This window comes from Streptomyces sp. NPDC085524, assembly GCF_044541755.1.
Taxonomy (GTDB): domain Bacteria; phylum Actinomycetota; class Actinomycetes; order Streptomycetales; family Streptomycetaceae; genus Streptomyces.
This window is the reverse complement of record NZ_JBITTH010000056.1, coordinates 1-16,053: the sequence shown is the minus strand read 5'-3', so window position 1 is coordinate 16,053 and position 16,053 is coordinate 1. Positions and strand designations below refer to the sequence as shown.

General features: G+C 73.6%; 4 protein-coding genes and 1 pseudogene. 2 read left to right on the top strand and 3 right to left on the bottom strand.

Annotated elements, in window-relative coordinates:
- Window positions 1-141 (top strand): annotated as a pseudogene (locus tag ACIGFK_RS41930) (ABC transporter); the annotation flags it as partial.
- Window positions 138-923: an ABC transporter permease gene (locus ACIGFK_RS41925; protein WP_376660956.1), complete on the top strand. Its 786-nt coding sequence runs from the start codon at window positions 138-140 to the stop codon at window positions 921-923. The pseudogene ACIGFK_RS41930 and the gene ACIGFK_RS41925, both read left to right, overlap by 4 nt.
- Before the next feature lie 81 nt (window positions 924-1,004).
- Here ACIGFK_RS41925 and ACIGFK_RS41920 read toward each other — a convergent pair whose 3' ends face one another.
- From ACIGFK_RS41920 to ACIGFK_RS41910, 3 genes are all read right to left on the bottom strand, one after another.
- Window positions 1,005-1,844 carry an alpha/beta fold hydrolase gene (locus tag ACIGFK_RS41920; protein WP_376660957.1) on the bottom strand — a complete coding sequence of 280 codons (840 nt, stop codon included), beginning with the start codon at window positions 1,842-1,844 and terminating at the stop codon, window positions 1,005-1,007.
- Window positions 1,838-2,869 (bottom strand): ketoacyl-ACP synthase III family protein, encoded by a 1,032-nt coding sequence (locus ACIGFK_RS41915; protein ID WP_386473709.1) that lies wholly within the window; start codon window positions 2,867-2,869, stop codon window positions 1,838-1,840. Before ACIGFK_RS41915 ends, ACIGFK_RS41920 begins: the two co-directional genes overlap by 7 nt.
- Before the next feature lie 11 nt (window positions 2,870-2,880).
- The coding region (locus ACIGFK_RS41910) for an SDR family NAD(P)-dependent oxidoreductase (protein ID WP_400056079.1) at window positions 2,881-16,053 on the bottom strand (13,173 nt) is incomplete at its 5' end.

Here is a 16,053-nt window from a genome sequence, read left to right as displayed (position 1 = left end):
CGCACCATCCTCGACCGGCTCGACTCGGCCGGCATCGAAGCCGACGAGCTCACCGTCCACACCCCCGACCTCGACGACGTCTTCTTCGCCCTCACCGGCAACGCCGGTATCCCCGACCAGCCGACGGAGGCTGTCCGATGAGCTCCCTCTCCCTCGCCCTGCGCGACTCGTCCACGATGCTCCGCCGCAACCTGCTGCACGCGCGGCGCTACCCGTCCCTCACGCTGAACCTGCTGCTCACCCCGATCATGCTGCTCCTGCTGTTCGTCTACATCTTCGGCGACACCATGAGCGCGGGCCTGGGAGGCGGCGGCCGCTCCGCCTACATCGCGTACATCGTCCCGGGCCTGCTGCTGATGACCATCGGCAGCACCGTGGTCGGCACCGCGGTGTCCGTCTCGAACGACATGAGCGAGGGCATCATCGCCCGCTTCCGCACCATGGCGATCCACCGTCCCTCGGTGCTCGTCGGGCACGTCATCGGCAGCGTGCTGCAGTCGATCGCGAGCGTGGTCCTCGTCGGCCTCGTCGGACTGGCCATCGGGTTCCGCGCCACGGACGCGACCGCCCTGGAGTGGCTCGCGGCCTTCGGTCTGCTGGTGCTCTTCGCCCTGGCGTTCACGTGGATCGCCGTCGGGATGGGCCTGATCAGCCCGAACGCCGAGGCAGCCAGCAACAACGCGATGCCGATGATCCTGCTGCCGCTGCTGTCCAGCGCCTTCGTCCCGGTCGACTCGATGCCGGGCTGGTTCCGGCCGATCGCCGAGTACCAGCCCTTCACCCCGGCCATCGAAACCCTGCGCGGCCTGCTGCTCGGCAGCGAGATCGGCAACAACGGGTGGCTCGCCGTCGGCTGGTGCGTGGGACTGACCGTGCTCGGCTACTTCTGGTCGGCCTCGAAGTTCAACGCCGATCCGCGGTAACCGCACCATGACAGCGCGGGCCGACGCGAGGGGCCCGTAGGACACCCGGGTGTCCTACGGGCCCCTCTGTCGTACGCGGGGTCAGGTCGCGGCCAGGACCTCGTGGAGGCGGTTCGCGAAGGCCGTCGGGTGGGTCTTGAGGCCGTTGTGGCCGCCGGGGAAGGCCTCCAGCGGGGTCCCCAGCCGGTCCGCGAGGCTGCGGGCACAGCGGTAGGACCAGCTGCTGTCGGAGGGGCGGCCGGCCAGCGGGACGATCCGGGCGGGGCCGGACTTGAGGGCGTCGAGGTCGGCGTCGGCCAGCAGGTGGTGGCGGTAGGAGCCGATCTCGTGGGCGAGGAAGAACTCGATGTTGGCGAGCTGTTCCGCGGTCATGGGGGCCGGGACGACGTCCGGTTCGGCGTCCTGGCCGGCCAGGTCGATGTCGTTGAACCGGGCCATGTGGGCCAGTGCGGGACCCCACCCGGCGGTGCGGTAGTCGGCCTCGGCGGCGGCGATCAGGCCGGCGGCCGCCTCACGGTCGGCGCCGGTCAGCAGGGCCAGTTCGGAGGGCTCGTGGGCCGCGTACACCGACACCAGGTCGGGGCGGCTCGCGGTCAGGTGGAGGCCGATGACCCCGCCGACGCTGTGGCCGAAGAGGAGCGAGGGCCCGTCGGCGAGGGCTTCCATGAGCAGCGCCAGGTCCTGGGTGTGCACCTGCGGACCCAGTTCCGGCGCAGGGTCGCCGAGCGCGGAGCGGGACATGCCGCGCCGGTCGTAGGTGACGACCGTGTACCGGTCCGCGAGCCGCTCGACGAGGGCCCCGGTGCGGCGCGCGTCGCCGCCGCCGCCGTCCATCAGGAACAGCAGCGGGCCGGTGCCGGTCTTCTCGTAGTACAGCTCGGTGCCCGGTACGGACACGAAGGCGGAGGCGGTGGTCACCATGCGGGAACTTCCTTGATCGTCACGACTCCGGCGGAGCTGATCCAGCCGGGTCCCTGGGAGAGCAGCAGGACGTGGTCACCCGGCACGAGTTCGCCGGTGCGCACCAGGTGGTCGAGGGAGATGACCAGGTCGGCGGCGCCCACGTGGCCGACGGAACGGCCGTAGTCCCAGCTGGAGCGGGACATCGGGAGGCCGAGGGGGGCCATGACCGAGAACTCGATCATGCGCCCGTCCTGGTTGATGGGGATGACGCGGGCGATGTCGGAGGCGTTCAGCCCGGCGTCGACGAGCGAGCGGTGCACGATGTCGAGGTCGAACTCGCCGATCCGCTCGACGGTCTCGGCGAGCGACATCTCCCGCTCGTTGAACAGCGCGGCCCGTTCGGCGACGGCCAGCTTCTCGCCCGCCCCGTCCTGCGGCGGCAGCAGCGATTCGTCGCCGCGGTGCCAGGCCTCCAGTTCGGGCAGCGTCCCGGAGTTGACGGAACGCACCTCGGCGAAGCCGTCCTCGCTGCTGAGCACGGCCGCGGCCGCCCCGTCGGCGAGGACGTAGGAGTCGCCGAAGCCGCGCCAGCGGTCGATCAGCGGGGTGGAGAAGTTCTGCGCGGTGGTCAGCAGCGCGGTCTCCACCTCGGCGGCGCCGGTCATCTGCCCGACCGCGACCTCGAGGGCGGCGAGCATTCCGTTGCAGCCCTGCCGGATGTGCAGCGACGGCACCCGGCCGACGCCGAGTTCACGCAGTACGTAGGCGGGCGGGTAGGAGCCGTCGGGGCCCTGGTAGTAGACGCCGCTGTGGATGTGCGACTCGACGTCCTCGGCGTCGAGGCCGGACCGCTCCAGCGCCTGCCGGGCGGCGGTGACCGCCATGTCGAGGGCGGGGATCCCGTCCGACACGTGCGTGCCGGTCAGGCCGCTCGCCTTGTAGACCTCCTCGTCGTACCGGCCGTCGGCGACGGCGTCCTCGGCACTCACCCGGCGGGGCAGGAACACCCCGAGGGCATTGACGTACACACCTTCCACTCTCACGCCTGGTCTCCTTACCGGCCGAGGATCTGCTGCTTGATGTGGTGGGCCAGCTCAGCGGAGGTGGGCTGGTCGAAGACGACACCGGGCGGCATGCGCAGCGCGGTGGCGTCGTTGAGGGCGTTGCGCAGGGCGAGGGCCGAGAGCGAGTCGAAGCCCATGTCGCGGAACTTGCGGTCCGGGTCGACGGCCTCGCCCGAGCCATGGCCGAGCACGCTCGCCGCCTGTCCCCGTACGAGCTCCAGGAGCAGTGCGTCCCGGCCTGCGTCGTCGAGGGCGAGCAGCCGCTGCTTGAAGGAGCCGGCCTCGGCCGGGCCCTCCTTGACGGTGCGCCGGACGGGTACGCGGACCAGCCCCCGCCACACGGCCGGCAGCCGGCCGGCCGCAGCCCGGGCGGCGAGCGCCTCGAAGTCCGGCTCGGCCACGAGGACCCCCGCCCCGCCGACCGCGGTCGCGGCCTCCAGCAGCTCCCCGTCGGCGTGGCCGGCGGTGCCGGAGGGCACGGCGAGTGCCACGGCCGTGGTGCCGGCGCCGCGGAGCACGCGCGCCCATCCTTCGAGGAAGGCCGCGGGGGCGCCCTCGTCGGTGGTGATCATCATGTACGAGGCGTCCGGTCCGGCCGCCTCGCGCAGTGCCTGCGCGGTGCGGGCCGTCCGGGCCGCCGCGTCCTCGGGCCGGTCCGCGTCCTGCGCCGGGTCCACGGCGTGGACGACGGCGGTGAGCGGGCGGCCCGCGGGCAGCGCCGCGAGCACGTCCGCCCATGCCGCCGGGTCGGCGGGTTCGGCCGCGCGGACGGTCCGTACGCCGTGCCGGTCGGCGAGGTGGCGGGCGTACAGGTCCGCGGGCTCGCCGCCGCCGACGACGAGGACGGTGCCCTCGGGCTCGTACGCGGGCCAGGTGCCCGGCGCCGCCGGGACGAGCCGGGGCACCTTGAGGGTGCTGCGGCGCAGTGCCAGCTGGTCGTTGCCGGTGGCGAGGGCCTTCACGAGGGAGCGCCACGAGGCCTTGCTGCCGTCGGTGTCGGCCAGCACGAAGCGTTCCGGAGCCGTCTCCTGGGCCGCACGGACCGCACCCCACACCGCGGCGGCGGCCGGGTCGCCGCCCTGTGGGGCCGAGGCGGCGGTGCCGTCCTTGGTGAGGAACACCAGCCGGGAGCCGGCGAACCGGCCGTCCGCGAGCCAGGTCCGGACCCGCTGCGCGGCCTCGTCCACGGCCCGCCGTACCGCGTCGGCGGTGTCCGCCCCGGCCGCCGCGCCGCCGGCCGCCGCGCAGACCAGGACCACGTCGGGCGCGGGCGCGCCCTCCGCCTCGATGCGGGCGGCCAGGGCGTCCAGGTCGGGGTGGGCTTCGGCGTAGGTGCCCGCGGCCATCAGGCCGGAGCGGGCCCGGAAGGCGTCCTCGCCGACCACCGCCCAGCTCTGCGGAACCGCCGCCCCGGTCACCGGGACGGGCTGCTCGTCGGCCCAGTCGACGGTGTAGAGCCCGCCGCGCTGGGCGGCCGACGCCCGCCGGATCCGGTCCTCGGCAGCGGCCTCCAGGACGACCGCGCCGACGGTGGCCACGGGCGCCCCGCCGCCGTCCGCGATCTCGGCGGCGATGCCGAGGGGTTCGTGGGCGGCGGCCTTGAACCGTACGCGCAGGGTGGTGGCGCCGACCGCGTGCAGGGTGACGTCGCGCCACTGCACCGCGGCGGCCCCTGCCGGGATGCCGGCGAGGGCGGCGGAACCGAGGGCGGCTTCCAGCAGGGCGGGATGCAGGCCGTACCCCGCCGGGTCCTGCCGGTCCGCTTCGGCGGGCACGATCTCCGCGTACAGCTCCCCGTCCCGCTGCCAGGCCGCCCGTACGCCGGGCAGCGACCCGGCGGCGAGGGGCTCGGCGCCGAGCGGCGGCCAGACCTCGAGGTTCCAGCCCGGCTCGGGCTCGTCCGCCGCGAGGACGGCCGTGGCGTGCCGGGTCCATTCGGTGCCGGGGGCCCGGCCCTCGCGCCGGGAGTGCACGGACAGCGCGCGCCGCCCGTCGCCGGCGGGCTCGCCGACCTCGACGCGCAGCTGCACGCCGCCGCGCCGGGGCACGACCAGGGGCTCGTGGAGGGTGAGTTCGTCGACCCGGCCGGTGCCCGCCTCCTCGCCGGCCCGCAGGGCGAGCTCCAGGAAGGTGGCGGCGGGCAGGGTCCGCGCGTCGCCGAGCCAGGGCTGCGCGGTGAGGGAGAGCCAGCCGGTGTAGAGCAGCGATCCGGATCCGGGCAGCTCGACCGCCGACCCGAGGAGCGGGTGCACGGCCGTGCCGGGCCCCAGGTCGGAGACGGCGGGGGCGGCGGCGTGGGAGGACGGGAGCCAGTAGTGGCGGCGCTGGAAGGCGTAGGTGGGCAGGTCGACGGGCTTGTCCGAAGCGGGCAGGGCGGTCGCCCAGTCGACGTCGACGCCGTGGGTCCAGGCCTGGCCGAGGGAGAGCAGGAACCGCTCCAGCCCGCCTTCGTCCCGGCGCAGGGAGGGAACCGCGGCGGCGATGGCACCGGCGTTCATCGCGTCGAAGGTCTCCTGGAGACCGATGGTCAGCACCGGGTGGGCGCTGGCCTCGATGAAGGTCGTGAATCCGTCCGCGAGCAGCGCCCGGGTGGTCTTCTCGAACTCGACGGTCTGGCGCAGGTTGCGGTACCAGTACCCGGCGTCCAGCGCGGCGGTGTCGATGATCTTGTTGGTGACCGTCGAATAGAACGCGACCTCCGGGACCAGGGGCGTGATCGGCGCGAGGAGGTCGGCGAGCTCGGCCTCGATGGACTCCACGTGCGGGGAGTGCGAGGCGTAGTCCACGGCGATCCGCCGCGACCGCACCCCATCGGCTTCCAGCACCGCGACCAGCTCGTCCAGCGCACTGTTCGTCCCCGACACGACCGTCGAAGACGGGCCGTTGACGGTCGCCACACCCAGGTCGTCGGGCCAGCGCGTCAGGTACGGACGCACCGCATCGGCGGGCAGAGCCACCGACAGCATCCCGCCGCGGCCCGCCAGCGCGAGGATCGCCTGGCTCCGCAGCGCCACGACCAGGGCCGCGTCCTCCAGGGACAGCGCACCCGCCACCGCAGCAGCCGCGATCTCACCCTGCGAATGGCCCACGACCGCATCCGGACGGACACCGTACGACCGCCAGACCTCGGCGAGGGACACCATCACCGCCCACAGCGCGGGCTGGATGACGTCGACCCTCTCCAGCAGGCCCTCCGGGTCCCCGCCCAGCAGCACCTCCAGCAGATCCCAGTCCGTATGGGCGGACAGCGCCTGCGCGCACTCGTCGAGCCGGGACTTGAACGCCGGCGACTCGGCGTACAGCCCCGCCGCCATGCCGATCCACTGCGAACCCTGACCCGGGAACACGAACACCGTGCGGCCGGTGACCGCTTCGCCGGTGACCACCGGACCCCCGGCGTCGCCCGCGGCGAGGGTGCCGAGGCCCGCGAGGAGCTCCGTACGCCCGCCGCCGACCACGACCGCCCGGTGGTCGAAGCGCTCGCGCGTGGCGACCAGGGCAGCGCCCACGGCACCGGGGCCGGCCTGCGGGTTGCGCTCCACGAACGCCGCGAGGCGGACGGCCTGTTCGCGCAGCGCGTCCGGGCTCTTCGCGGAGACCACCCACGGGAGCACCGCGGGTGTGTCGGTCTCCGGCACCTCGGAGGCCGGGGCCTCCTGCGCCGGGGCCTGCTCGATGATCATGTGGGCGTTGGTGCCGGAGATGCCGAACGAAGACACCGCCGCGCGGCGCGGCCGGTCCAGCTCGGGCCACGGGCGCTGCTCGGTCAGCAGCGACACGGTTCCCTGGGACCAGTCCACGTGCGGGGTCGGCTCGTCCACGCCGAGCGTCGGCGGGAGGACTCCCTCGCGCAGGGCCAGCACCATCTTGATCACGCTGGCGGCGCCGGAGGCGGCCATGGTGTGGCCGATGTTCGACTTCAGCGAGCCCAGCCACAGCGGCTGTTCGGCCGTGTGCTCCTGCCCGTAGGTGGCGATCAGGGCCTGGGCCTCGATCGGGTCGCCCAGCTTGGTGCCCGTGCCGTGCGCGTCGACCACGTCGACCTCGGCACCCGTCAGACCCGCGTTGGCCAGCGCCTGGCGGATGACGCGCTGCTGCGAAGGCCCGTTCGGGGCGCTCAGGCCATTGCTGGCACCGTCCTGGTTGATCGCCGAACCCTTGATGACGGCGAGCACCTGGTGGCCGTTGCGCCGGGCGTCGGAGAGCCGCTCCAGGATCAGTACGCCCGCGCCCTCGCCCCACGCCGTGCCGTCGGCCGCGGCCGCGAAGGCCTTGATGCGGCCGTCGGCGGCCAGGCCGCGCTGGCGGCTGAACTCCGTGAACATGCCGGGCGTCGCCATGACGGACACACCGCCCGCGACCGCGAGGGAGCATTCGCCGCCGCGCAGGGACTGCGCCGCCTGGTGCAGGGCCACGAGCGAGGAGGAGCAGGCCGTGTCCACGGTGATCGCGGGGCCTTCGAGGCCCAGGAAGTAGGCGAGGCGGCCGGAGATGACACTGGTGGTCTTGCCGGTGAGCAGCAGGCCGTCGACTCCTTCCGAGGCCTCGTGCATGAGCGATCCGTACTCCTGGAAGAGCGCGCCGACGAACACTCCGGCCTGGCTCCCCTGCACCGACTCGGGACGGATGCCCGCCCGTTCGAAGGCCTCCCAGGCGGTCTCCAGCAGCAGCCGCTGCTGCGGGTCCATGGCCAGGGCCTCGCGCGGCGAGATCCCGAAGAAGTCGGCGTCGAACTCGGCGGCCTCGTAGAGGAAGGAGCCCTTGCGGACGTAGCTCTTGCGGGACCGGTCGGGGTCGGCGTCGTAGAGGGCCTCCAGGTCCCAGCCGCGGTCGGCGGGCAGGTCGGAGGCGGTGCCGGCGCCCGCGCTGAGCAGCTCCCACAGCTCCTCGGGCGAGGAGACCCCGCCGGGGAGCCGACAGCCGAGGCCGATGATCGCGATGGGGTCGTCGGCGGTGTCGGCGTCCACGCCGGTCCGGCCGGCCGCGGGTGCCTGGCGTACGACGGCCGGGGCCGCGGTGGTGTCCTCGACTCCGAGGAGGCCGCGCAGGTAGGCGACCATCGCGTCCGGGGTCGGGTGGTCGAAGACCGCGGTCGCGGACAGACGCAGCTTGGTGGCCTCGCCGAGCCGGTTGCGCAGTTCGACGGCGGAGAGGGAGTCGAAGCCGAGGGTCTTGAACTTGCTGTCGGCCCGGATCGAGGCCGGGGAGGCGTGGCCGAGCACGGTCGCCGCGTTGGTCCGTACGAGGTCCAGCAGGGCGCGGTCCAGGTCGCCTCCGGTGAGCCCGGCGAAGCGGTTCCCGGCGGTGCGGGCCCCGGCTGCCGGGGTGGCCGACGCGGCGGCCCGGCGGGCCGCGCGGGCCCGGACGAGCCCGGAGAGCACGGGTGCCAGAGAGCCGTTGTCGGCCTGGGTGCGCAGCCGCGCGAGGTCGAGGCGGGCCGGGACGAGGGCGGCGCCGGGGTCGGTGAGCGCCCGGTCGAAGAGGGCCAGGCCCTCGGCGGAGGCGAGGGGCACCAGCCCGGCCCGGGTCATGCGGGCGAGGTCGGCCTCGTCCAGGTCGCCGGTGAGCTCGCTGCGCTGGTCCCAGAAGCCCCAGGCCAGCGAGGTGGCCGGGAGGCCTGCGGCCCTGCGGTGCGCGGCGAGGGCGTCCAGGTAGACGTTGGCGGCCGCGTAGTTGGCCTGGCCGGCGCCGCCGATGGCGCCCATGACGGAGGAGAAGAGGACGAAGGCGGCGAGGTCGGCGTCCCGGGTGAGCTCGTGCAGGTGCCAGGCGGCATCGGCCTTGGGGCGCAGTACGCAGTCCACGCGCTCGGGGGTGAGCGCGGTCACCGTGCCGTCGTCGAGCACGCCCGCGGTGTGCACGACCGCGGTCAGCGGATGGGCGGCGGGGACCCCGGCGAGCAGTGCCGCGAGGGCTTCCCGGTCGGCGGTGTCGCAGGCCGCCAGGGTCACCGTCGCGCCGAGGGCTTCGAGTTCGGCCCGCAGCCCGGCGGCGCCGGGTGCGCCGGGGCCGCGGCGGCTGGTCAGCAGCAGGTGCCGGGCCCCGTACGAGGTGACGAGGTGGCGGGCGAAGAGCGCGCCGAGGGTGCCGGTGCCGCCGGTGACGAGGACGGTGCCCTCGGGGTCGAGCGCGGGCGGCACGGTCAGGACGATCTTGCCGACGTTCTGTGCCTGGCTGAGGAAGCGGAAGGCCTCCGGGGCGCGGCGGACGTCCCAGGCGCGGACCGGAGAGTGGCGCAGGGCGCCGGCCTCGAAGAGCGCGACGATCTCGGTGAGCATGTGCCGGAACCGGTCGGGGTCCCGGTGCGCGACCTCGATGAGGTCGAACGCCTGGTACTCGACGCCCGGGTGGGCGGCGGCGACCTCGGCCGCGTCGCGGATGTCGGTCTTGCCCATCTCGACGAAGCGGCCGCCGCGCGGCAGCAGCCTCAGCGAGGCGTCCACGAACTCGCGGGCCAGGCAGTCGAGTACGACGTCCACGCCGCGGCCGCCGGTGGCCTCGAGGAACCGGTCCTCGAAGTCGAGGGTGCGGGAGGAGGCGATGTGCGCGTCGTCCAGGCCGGAGGCGCGCAGTGCTTCCCACTTGCCGGGGCTGGCGGTGCCGTAGACCTCGGCACCCAGGTGCCGGGCGAGCTGGAGAGCGGCCATGCCGACACCGCCCGCGGCGGCGTGCAGGAGGAGGGTTTCGCCGCTGCGGAGCCCGGCCAGTTCGACGAGGCTGTGGTAGGCGGTGCCGAAGACGATCGGCATCGCGGCCGCGTCCTCGTACGACCAGTCGTCGGGGATCCGTACGACGAGCCGGTGGTCCACGACCGACACGGGCCCGAAGGAGCCGGGCAGCATGCCGGTGACCCGGTCGCCGACGGCGAGACCGGTGACGTCCGCTCCGACCTCGGTCACCACGCCGGCGCCCTCGGTGCCCATCGACGCGTGGCCCGGGTAGACGCCGAGCGCGATCAGCACGTCGCGGAAGTTGAGCCCGGCCGCGCGGACCGCGACCCGGACCTCCAGCGGCCCGAGCGGGGCCACGGCCTCGGCACTGGGGACGAGGGTGAGGGCTTCGAGCGTGCCCCGGGCCGTGACGTCCAGGTGCCAGGGCTCGCCCCCGGCGGGCGGGACCAGCGTGTCCGCGCGGCCCGCGGCTCGGGCGAGGCGCGGGACGAGGACCTGTCCGGCGCGCAGGGCCAGCTGCGGCTCGCCGGAGGCGAGCGCGGCCGGCAGGGCGGCGGCGGAGGCCGGGTCCTCGTCGATGTCCACGAGCACGAAACGGCCGGGGTTCTCCGTCTGGGCGGTACGCAGGAGCCCCCAGACGGCCGCGTGCGCGAGGTCCTCGGGCGCGGCCGCGGGATCGGTCGAAACGGCGCAACGGGTCGCGACGACCAGGCGGGCGTCGGCGAAGCGGTCCTCGCCGAGCCAGTCCTGGACCACGGCGAGCGCCCGGTGGACGGCGGCACGGGCGGCCTCGGGCGAGTGCCGGTCCTGGTCCGCGGCGAGGAACAGCAGCGCGTCGGTGCCGGCGGTGCGCTCCTGCGCCTGCGCCTCGCGGAAGGCGGCGAAGTCCGGCTCGACGACCACGTACGGACGGGTGTCCGCTTCCTGCGCGGCGCGCGCCGGAACCCAGTCGAGGTGGTACAGCGCGTCGTCGGCGCCGCCGGAACCCTGCCCCAGCTGGGCGGGGTCCACGGCCCGCAGGGCGAGGGAGGCGACGGAGGCGACGGGCTGCCCGGTGGCGTCGGTGATGTCGAGGGCGATGCTGCCGGCGCCGACGGGGCTGATCCGGACCCGTACGCTCGTCGCACCGGTCGCGTGGAGCCGTACCCCGGACCAGACGAACGGCAGCCGGGGCGCGGGCAGTTCGGCGCCCGGGGTCAGCAGACCGGTGTGCAGGGTGGCGTCGAGCAGCGCCGGGTGGATCCCGAAACCGTCGACCTCACCCTGCTGCCCCTCGGCCAGGGCGACCTCGGCGAACACCTCGTCACCGAGCCGCCAGGCGGCCCGGACGCCCTGGAACACCGGCCCGTACTCGTACCCGGCGGCAGCCAGTTCCCCGTACAGGGCGGTGGTGTCGGTCCGGGTCGCCCCGGCCGGCGGCCAGGCCGCGTAGGCGGGCGCGGCGGGGGTCTCGCCGTGGCCCAGTTCGCCGGTGGCGTGCCGCGTCCAGAGGGCGCCCTCGGTGTCGGGCCGGGAGTGGATGCCGATGCTGCGACGGCCGTGCTCGTCGGCCTCGCCGACCTCGACGCGGAGCAGCACCGCGGTGGTGCCGGTGAGGACGAGGGGCGCTTGGAGGGTCAGCTCCTCGAGGGTGTCGCAGCCGGTCTCGTCGGCGGCGTGCAGGGCGAGGTCGACGAAGGCGGTGCCGGGCAGCAGGACCGTGCCGGCGACGGCGTGGTCGGCGAGCCACGGGTGCGTGGTGAGGGACAGCCGCCCGGTGAGGACGGTGCCGTCGGAACCGGCCAGGTCGACGACGGCCCCGAGGAGGGGGTGCCCGGCGGTGGCGAGGCCGGCGGTGGACACGTCGCCGGTGGTCTTGACGGGGTCGAGCCAGTAGCGGGTGCGCTGGAAGGCGTAGGTGGGCAGGTCCAGGGGCTGCTGCGGCTCCGGGAGGACTGCCGACCAGTCGACGTCCACGCCGTGGGTCCAGGCCTGGCCGAGGGAGAGCAGGAACCGGTCGAGCCCGCCCTCGTCACGCCGGAGGGAGGGCACCGCGAGCGCGGATTCGGCGTCGGCGGCCTCGAAGGTCTCCTGGAGCCCGATGGTCAGCACCGGGTGGGCGCTGGACTCGATGAACGTGGTGAAACCGTCCGCGAGCAGGGCGCGGGTCGTCTTCTCGAACTCGACGGTCTGACGCAGGTTCCGGTACCAGTAGCCCGCGTCCAGGGCTGCGGTGTCGATCACCTCGTTGGTGACGGTGGAGTAGAACGCCACCTCCGGGACACGGGGCGTGATCGGCGCGAGCAGCTCGGCGAGCTCCGCCTCGATCGACTCCACGTGCGGGGAGTGCGAGGCGTAGTCCACGGCGATCCTGCGCGAACGCACGCCGTCCGCGTCGAGGAGCGCGACGAGCTCGTCCAGTGCACTGTTCGTACCGGACACGACGGTGGACGAGGGACCGTTGACGGTCGCCACACCCAGGTCGTCGGGCCAGCGCGTCAGGTACGGACGCACGTCGTCGGCGGGAAGGGCCACCGACAGCATTCCGCCCCGGCCGGCCAGCGCGATGATCGCCTGACTCCGCAGCGCGACGACCAGGGCAGCGTCCTCCAGGGACAGCGCACCGGCCACCGCAGCGGCCGCGATCTCACCCTGCGAGTGACCCACCACCGCGTCCGGCCGGACACCGTACGAACGCCACACCTCGGCGAGGGACACCATCACCGCCCACAGAGCGGGCTGGATGACGTCCACCCGCTCCAGCAGACCCTCCGGGTCACCGCCCAGCAGCACCTGAAGCAGATCCCAGTCCGTGTAGGCCGACAGCGCCCGCGCACACGCGTCGAGCCGGTCCCGGAACGCCGGGGACTCGGCATACAGCCCGGCCGCCATGCCGATCCACTGCGAACCCTGCCCCGGGAACACGAACACCGTCTTCCCGGAGACCGCTTCACCCGTCACCCCGGTGCCCGCGGTCAGGGCGTCCAGGAGTTCCCGGCGGGTGCTGCCGACCACGGCCGTACGCTGCCCGAAGGCCGTGCGGTGGGCGGAGAGAGCGGTCGCGACGGCGCTCGGCGTGAGGTCGGACGAGTCCTCCACGAACGCGGTCAGCCGGGCCACCTGCTCGCGCAGCGCGTCTTCGGTCCGCGCGGACAGGATCCACGGCACCACGCCGCTCCCGGACGCCTCGACGGTGTCCGTCGCCGGTGCCTGCTCCAGGATCATGTGGGCGTTGGTGCCCGAGATACCGAACGAGGAGACCGCAGCCCGGCGCGGCCGGTCCAGCTCGGGCCATGCCTGCTGCTCGGTGAGCAGCGACACGGCTCCCTGCGACCAGTCGACGTGCGAGGTCGGCTCCGCGACGTTCAGCGTCTGCGGAAGGACTCCCTCACGCATGGCCATGACCATCTTGATGACGCCGCCGACACCGGCCGCCGCCATCGTGTGGCCGATGTTCGACTTGAACGAGCCCAGCCACAGCGGCCGCTCGGCCGAATGCTCCTGCCCGTACGTCGCGATCAGCGCCTGCGCCTCGATCGGGTCGCCCAGCTTCGTGCCGGTACCGTGCGCCTCCACGACGTCCACGTCCGCGCCCGTCAGACCGGCGTTCGCCAGTGCCTGACGGATCACGCGCTGCTGGGAGGGGCCGTTGGGGGCGCTGAGGCCGTTGCTCGCGCCGTCCTGGTTGATGGCGGAGCCCCGGATCACGGCGAGGACCGGGTGCCCGTTGCGCCGTGCGTCGGAGAGGCGCTCCAGCAGGACCAAGCCGGCGCCCTCGCCCCACGCCGTGCCGTCCGCAGTCGAGGAGAACGCCTTGCAGCGGCCGTCCTCCGACAGCCCCTGCTGACGGGAGAACTCCACGAACATGCCCGGTGTGGACATCACCGTGGCGCCACCCGCGAGCGCGAGCGAGCACTCACCGCTGCGCAGCGACTGGGCCGCCAGGTGCAGGGCGACGAGGGAGGCCGAGCAGGCGGTGTCGACCGTGACGGCCGGGCCCTCCAGGCCGAGGGTGTAGGAGATGCGGCCGGAGGCGACGCTCGCCGTGTTGCCCGTCAGGAGGTAACCCTCCGTCCCGGCGATCGGCTCGGCGAGCCTCGTCCCGTACTCCTGCGTCATCGCGCCGACGAACACACCCGTTCGGCTGCCCTTCAGCGACTGCGGGACGATCCCGGAACGCTCCAGCGCCTCCCATGCCGTCTCCAGCAGCAGCCGCTGCTGCGGATCCATGGCCAGCGCCTCACGCGGGGAGATCCCGAAGAACTCCGCGTCGAACTCATCGGCTTCGTGGAGGAATCCGCCGTAGCGGGCATACGTCTTGCCCGACAGGCCACGCTCGGAGTCGTACAGCCCCTCGGCGTCCCAGCCACGGTTCTCGGGCCAGGGACCGATCGCGTCCCGGCCGTCGGCGACCAGCTGCCACAGGCTCTCCGGCGAGACGACGCCGCCCGGGTAGCGGCACGCCATGCCGACGATCGCCAGCGGCTCGTCGGAGCCGGACGCGGCGTCGGGGAGATCGAGCTCATCGGTCGTGCCGAGCAGCGCCGTCACGATGTGGCGGGCCAGTACCAGCGGGGTCGGGTAGTCGTAGACGAGCGAGGACGGCAGGGCGACGCCGAGATCGGCGGCCAGGCGGCTGCGCAGCTCGACGGACGACAGGGAGTTGTGCCCCAGCTCCTTGAAGGGCAGGGCGGGGTCGATCACCTCGGTGGCGTCGTACTCCAGCACGTCGGCGGTGTGGCGGCAGATGAGGTCGGCGATGAGCGTCTCGCGCTGCTTCTCGCTCAGCCCACGCAGCCGGCCGGCCCAGGTCGTCTCGTCCTCCTCGACCTCGTCGATCTCCGGCTGCGGAGCGGGAGCGGCGGACACCTGGGGCGCGTCGGGGACGTCGACCCAGTAGCGCTTGCGCTGGAAGGCATAGGTGGGGAGCTTCACCCGGGTCCCGCCGGGCAGCAGGGCCGTCCAGTCGACGTCGGTGCCGGAGCAGTACGCGGCTCCCAGCGCGCGCAGCAGGCCGCGCGGCTCATCACCCTGGGCCTTGAGCAGCGAAGCGGCGACCGGCGCCTCAAGGCTGTTCTGGACGAGGGAGGTCAGGACCGGGTCGGGTCCGAGTTCCAGGTAGGTGGTGATGCCCTGCGCGTTCAGCGTCTCGATGCCGTCGTGGAAACGGACGGCGCCACGGATGTGACGGGCCCAGTAGGCGGGGTCGGTCAGCTCTTCGGCGACCTGACCGGTCAGGTTCGATACGACCGCGATCTGCGGCTCGTTGAAGGTGAGGGCGCTGATGGCCTGCTCGAACTCGGCCAGGACCTCGTCCATGTGCGCGGAGTGGAAGGCGTGCGACACGGTGAGCCGCTTGACCTTCACACCACGCCCCCGGAACAGGGCCTCGATGGCGTCCGCGGCCTCCACGTCGCCGGAGACGACGACGGCGGCGGGGCCGTTGACTGCTGCGAGGGACAGCCCTTCGCCCAGCTCGGGCAGGACGTCGGCCTCGGGCGCGGCGATGGCGACCATGGCGCCACCGGCACGGGCGGCCTGCATCAGCCGACCGCGGACGGCGACCAGGGTGCAGGCGTCTTCGAGGGAGAACACGCCGGCCGCATACGCGGCGGTGACCTCGCCGATGGAGTGCCCGATCAGCGCATCAGGCCGCACCCCGAACGAGGAAACAAGAGAGAACAGCGCGGACTCGACGGCGAACAGGGCCGCCTGGGTGAACTGGGTCTGGTCCAGGACCGGATCGCCGTCGAAGACGACCGCCTTCAACGACCGGCCCAGATGCACATCCAGATGCGCGCACGCGGCATCGAAAGCCTCCGCGAACACCGGGAACGCCGCATACAGCTCGCGGCCCATGCCCGCCCGCTGGCTGCCCTGCCCCGTGAACAGGAACGCCGTCCCGGCAGCACCCGCAGCCCGACCACCCTGAACCGCGGCAAGACCCGCATTCAGCTCGGCACGGTCCGCGCCGATCACCACCGCACGGTGCTCGAAGACCGTCCGCGTCGTCACCAGCGAATAGCCGACGTCCAGCAGCGACGACCCGCCCTCGAACGCGGCGAGGTTCGCGGCCTGCTCACGCAGCGCCGCAGCCGTCTTGGCCGACACCACCCACGGCACCAGAGCCGGCTGCGCAACGGGCTCACGTTCGGCCCCGGCAGTGTTCGTCAGGACCAGATGGCAGTTGGTCCCGCCCATCCCGAACGAGGAAACACCCGCAACACGCCGCTCCTGATCCCACACGTCCGTCCGCGTCTGCACCCGCAGGTTCAACGCATCCAGATCGATCGCAGGATTCGCCGACTCGAAATTCAGGCTCGCCGGCAGCACACCATGCCGCACCGCCAACGCCGCCTTGATCAACCCGACAACGCCCGCCGCACCCTCCAGATGCCCGACGTTCGTCTTCGCCGAACCCACCACCAGAGGCGCAGACCGCCCCTCCGCAGTGCCGACCACCGCACCGAGAGCAGCCGCCTCCACCGGATCCCCGAGCGCCGTCCCGGTCCC

Bases quoted from the DNA above. Each gene is read 5' to 3' on its own strand.
- ACIGFK_RS41920 (WP_376660957.1), bottom strand. From the start codon at position 1,844: ATGGTGACCACCGCCTCCGCCTTCGTGTCCGTACCGGGCACCGAGCTG.
- ACIGFK_RS41925 (WP_376660956.1), top strand. From the start codon at position 138: ATGAGCTCCCTCTCCCTCGCCCTGCGCGACTCGTCCACGATGCTCCGC.